Source organism: Halomonas sp. ND22Bw (assembly GCF_003011945.1).
Lineage (GTDB): Bacteria > Pseudomonadota > Gammaproteobacteria > Pseudomonadales > Halomonadaceae > Halomonas > Halomonas halophila.
In genome coordinates, this window is record NZ_PXWD01000483.1 from 1 (window position 1) to 323 (window position 323).

Below are 323 nucleotides of genomic sequence, written 5' to 3' on the forward strand. Positions count from 1 at the left end.
TGCGAGCGCGCGATGACCCGGGGATGCTCGCACAGGTTCCGGCCTTCCGCGGCCACAACGATGCGCTGCGGGTAGATCCGCAGGCTCACGGGACGGTTGGCAAGAGAGGCCGGAACCGAATAGCGGTTGCGCTCGAAGTGCACGAGGCAGGTCGGCGAGACCCGCTTGGTATGCTCGACGAAGCCGTCGAAGGGACGGCCAAGCGGCATCAGGCTCGGCACCTCATTGGTCCACGCATCCGCAAGCGTGCCGGGAAGCTCCCCATGCGGGATCTCCTTCCAAGCCGCAATGCAGCGCGTCTCGAGCCAGGCGTTCAGCCCGTC

1 pseudogene is annotated in these 323 nt (G+C 66.9%); it reads right to left on the reverse strand.

What is annotated here, in order from left to right:
• Positions 1-323, reverse strand: a pseudogene (locus CVH10_RS19040) (IS21 family transposase); the annotation flags it as partial.